This is a genomic window from Winogradskyella epiphytica, from assembly GCF_003217215.1.
Taxonomy (GTDB): domain Bacteria; phylum Bacteroidota; class Bacteroidia; order Flavobacteriales; family Flavobacteriaceae; genus Winogradskyella; species Winogradskyella epiphytica.
In genome coordinates, this window is the sequence record NZ_QJTD01000026.1 from 1 (window position 1) to 4,359 (window position 4,359).

The 4,359-nt window shown below is 26.9% G+C and carries 3 protein-coding genes; all 3 read right to left on the bottom strand.

Going from position 1 to position 4,359, the window contains the following annotated elements:
* Window positions 1-214 precede the first annotated feature (214 nt).
* The 3 genes from DFQ11_RS14750 to DFQ11_RS14765 all read right to left on the bottom strand — a co-directional run bounded on the left by DFQ11_RS14750 (window position 215) and on the right by DFQ11_RS14765 (window position 3,698).
* Complete coding sequence (locus DFQ11_RS14750) at window positions 215-895, bottom strand: ABC transporter ATP-binding protein (RefSeq protein WP_110476643.1); 681 nt, start codon at window positions 893-895, stop codon at window positions 215-217.
* Complete coding sequence (locus tag DFQ11_RS14755) at window positions 888-1,808, bottom strand: ABC transporter permease (RefSeq protein WP_199446470.1); 921 nt, start codon at window positions 1,806-1,808, stop codon at window positions 888-890. The genes DFQ11_RS14750 and DFQ11_RS14755 overlap by 8 nt, the downstream gene beginning before the upstream one ends.
* 159 nt (window positions 1,809-1,967) lie before the next feature.
* Window positions 1,968-3,698 carry an ATP-dependent nuclease gene (locus tag DFQ11_RS14765; protein WP_158525012.1) on the bottom strand — a complete coding sequence of 577 codons (1,731 nt, stop codon included), beginning with the start codon at window positions 3,696-3,698 and terminating at the stop codon, window positions 1,968-1,970.
* Window positions 3,699-4,359: the final 661 nt, after the last annotated feature.

Here is a 4,359-nt window from a genome sequence, read left to right on the forward strand (position 1 = left end):
GCCCTAGCTAAATCAGGTTTAAAATATGACAGAAACTATAGAAGTGTTTTAGTAAATATAAACTAATAAATACTTGTTTTTTAACACAGTTCTTGATTAGTTGCGTGTTTTGAGCACTAAAGTTAGTAAATAAATACAGATAGAAAGTCCGCGAGGACTTTCGCAAATTGGCTAAAACCAGCAATTAATTATACACGGTGTTGCCAACCGTTATTTATTTTAATTCAAGTTTGTCAATTCTATTTCCGATTGTAAATTCTTTCATTTCCTTTTCCAGAATATTAAAATCATCTTGATCTACTTTCTTTAGAATTTTTCCGTTTTTCATTAAAAAAATTTCATCACAAGTATTCGCTAAAGTTGAAAAAATATGAGATGAAATAATTACTGTTTTCTCTAATTTTTTAAATCTTTTTATTATTTCAGTTATTATTAAATTACTTTGTATATCGACACCATTGAAAGGCTCGTCAAGAATAAATACATTATTTTCCTGTAAAAGTATGGCAGTTAAAGCCAATTTCTTTTTCATTCCAGTCGAGTATGTTGAAGCATATTGATTTAGCGGTAAATCAAATATGTTTTTGTCCTCAATATTTGTTAGTTCCGTTTGTCTTGCATTGGCAAGTAATTGTATATACTCTTTTCCGGTAATTTTTGAGAAAAAGTATGGTTCTGTTAATAAAAGTCCTAAATGGTCTTTTAATTTAGCATAGTCGGATGAGATATTTCCTTTAAAGTTTTCAAGTCCTGAAATACATCTAAATAGAGTTGTTTTTCCTGCTCCATTTTCTCCAACAATTCCATATACTTTACCTTTTTTAAATTCTAAATCTATTGAATTTAAAACTTGTTTTTTACCATAAAACTTAGATAGTTTTTCAATTTTAATCATTTAAAATGGTATTTAACTTTTTAATTGATTGGGAATAAAAGAGAGGAATAAATATTAAAAGTATTGGTGGAAACATAAAACTTATTGCAATTAAAATTCCTTGAGACATATTCATTTCGTTCGGGAAAGACGAATATTTAGCAAAAATTATTGTCGTGAGATAAGCATAGCACAACAGAAGAAGTACAATTAAAATATCGATTTCTCTAAAGAATGAAATACTTAAAGCTATTATGATTGGTAAGCTTAAAAATGTAAAATATATTAAGCACGTTTTCGTTTTTTCTATTAAAAATTCTTTAGACGATAAATTGTAATTCCAGACAAAATATTCGTTTTCTATTTTTGAATAATATGAAAAGCAAGTTAATGCAATCAATAGCATAGAAAAAACACCAAGATTAAAATTTCCAACTGATACAGAAATATATGTTAAGAAATAAGCTATTGGAAAAACATAAAAAGTCTTTCTAAAGCCAACTGTAAATTCAAATGGTTTTTTGTTAAATGGTGTTGGTATTGTTACATTTAGATTTGTACTAAAATTGAACAGCGTGATAAATATTATAAACAAATTTAATATAGCAGAAAAGATAAATTGTTTTTGATAAATTAAATAAAGAGTAAAAGGCAAACAATAGATAAGATTTTCTGTTATTCTTAACTTTCTATACTTGTCTTTATTGAAGATAGATTTTAAAAAATCATTTCTTTTAGGTTCACTTAATTTTGAAACGAAACTTATTGCCAATAATCCATAAGCATAATTTGCAAACTCTGTTTTTTCAAATAGATAATTAGTCAGCAAAATAAAAATAAATGGTAAAAGTGTATATCCAATCAAAAGTGGCATTCCGAAATCAATCATTTTTCTGTTTAGCATTTTAAATTGAAGTTGGAAATATTCTTTCATTCGCAATTTTTGTATAATGGTTGGCAACGGCTTTGGCTATGAGTAGTTGCGTGATTTAGCACTTAATTTTGCAAGTACACACCAAACTGAAAATCCGCGAGGATTTTCAGAAGTAGGCGAGAACAAGCAATTACTTATAGCCATTGTTGCCAGTAGTTTTTATTCAACAATTTCAGTTTCTAGTTTTAAATCATCATTGATTAGAAACTCAGTTTCTCTTAATAAGTTTGGGTTTTCACCAATTAATGGTTGAATTTTCCCTTTTAAACGACTAAAAACTTTTTTACCATAACGATACCTTTCTTTATTCTCGTTATACATATCTAATAATTTTATACCAGACTCTTTCTTTAATGCATATCGTTTTAAAATACGGTCAATTGAGTCTCTTTCAGTTTCATTTGTTGCTTCATCAATTAAGTTATTTATATCATCTATACTTAATTCAGGATAAAGGCAGTTTATGTGTTGAGAATCGATAAAGTTACTCTCTATATCTACTCCTTTTGTAGTAAAAAAAGTAAAACCTTTATTTTCAACTTTTTCTTTAATTTTTTGTATTGTTTCTTCGTCTAAATAATCTTTATCTCTGTGGATAATAATTTTAGAGTCTGAACTTAAATTTTTGATATAATTACCAATAACCAAAGCAGATCCAATTGTGTCGCAACCAAAATATGATATGTATTCAGTTTCATTGTTCTTATAACCGTGAATTTCAAAATATGATTTTATAAGTTCTATATTTTCATCTTCTGATATTATATAGTTTTTGATACCTTGTTTTTTATTAATATCTAGAAGCTTAGCTGATAATTCATTCTTAATAAAGTCAAATGTTTCTTTTGAAGACTTATTGACTTCACCAAGTTTTTTAATTTGTTCGTTAATAAACAGAATGTTACCTTTCTCAGAAACACTATCTATTAAATTTTCATTGTGAGTAATAATAAAAACTTGAATATTCTGTTCATTCAGTAGCTCATTTAATAAATTTACTTGTAAGTTAGAATGTATGTGAGAATCTGGTTCATCAATTAGAATTACATTTAAACAATTTTGTCTGTTACTAATAAATTGAAGAGTTGAAAAAATCTCTAGAATTTGTAAAAAGCCACTTCCCATAAGTGATATATCAACTTCTTTTGTGAAAGGTGGTTTTATTGATATTTTTACATATTCATCATCAGTTAGGTTATTGTTTTTCCATTTAATTTGAAAGTCAGCTTCAAGAATGTTTTTTAATTTGGTTTCTAAATATTTAAACTTTTCTGTTACAATAGTATTATTCCGAGTTTTACTCTTTAAAATTTTGTTTCTTATTAATTCGTGAGACTTACCTAATGATATTTTTTTTAGAATCTGTCCATTATTATAAAATGGTTCATTTTTTACTATTTGAGAAATTGGTTTTGTTTGATATGTATAAAATATATTGGTATAGTTCAAATTCTCTTGATTAAGAAAATCTGATAATTTTTCGAAATCAGTACAAGAATCTTTGTAATTTACTTTGAAATAAGAATCTTTAATGCTTTCTGGTTTTCCAATATTAAATTTAAGAGTATAATTTTCATCTCCATTCTCTAAGTTTAAACAAACTGAAGTTGATTTTTTATTGCTAAAAAATAAATCCGAATCATTGGAAATTCTTAGGAAATAAAGGTTAGAAAATCCTAAATATCTGTCTTTTGTGCCTATATAAAGCTTTTTGTTATTTCTACCCTGAATAAATAGTTTTAAGCACTCTTCCCAAAGTAGTATAGCTTCTATTATCGTAGATTTACCAATATTATTTGGGCCAATTATTACATTAAAACTTGAATCACAATTAATTTTGATTTTTTCATATGTTTTAAAATCTTTTAGTTGTATTGATTTTATTCGCATTATTTTTTTTCAAATTACTGGCAACGGTTTAGTATATGATTTGTAGCGTTGTTTCAGCGAGTAAGTTAGCAAATAATAACCGAAATAGAAAAACCGCGAGGTTTTTCGTGAGTAGGCGAGAAGCAGCTATGAATTATATGCATTGTTAGCTGCCGTTTTTTAATTTTCAACCTCGTATTCTTGCATAAATTATTCGTGAGTTATGTAATTCAAACTTTTTTTTATACTTAAAAATCTTAAAAATTCTCCGATTTATTATTCCGTTTTTTTTATCGTTTTGTTTTTAGATCAAGAGTAATACGATTCCATTTTTCATAAAGTTCAGCCGTACGTTTTGACATTCCGCTTATCAGCCAAAAGTTGAGGATTGCTATATTTTCGAATCGAAGAACCGAACTTGGGTAAGCCTAAATTCGAGCGTAAAATTCCGTTTGAGTAAGAATTCCAACGTAATGTTCCGTATGAGTGAAAAGTCAAGCGTAATGTTTTATACGCTCAGTTTAAAATTCCAGCATAATTTTATTAATGCAAAAAATAACAGAATAGAGAGGAAACCTTGAGATTGCATCCTTTAGCAGTAAAACGCTTTATACAGATGAAATTGTCTAAAATCAAAACCGATAAGAGCGATGCTAAACAGATCTGTGAATATGCCAAACAA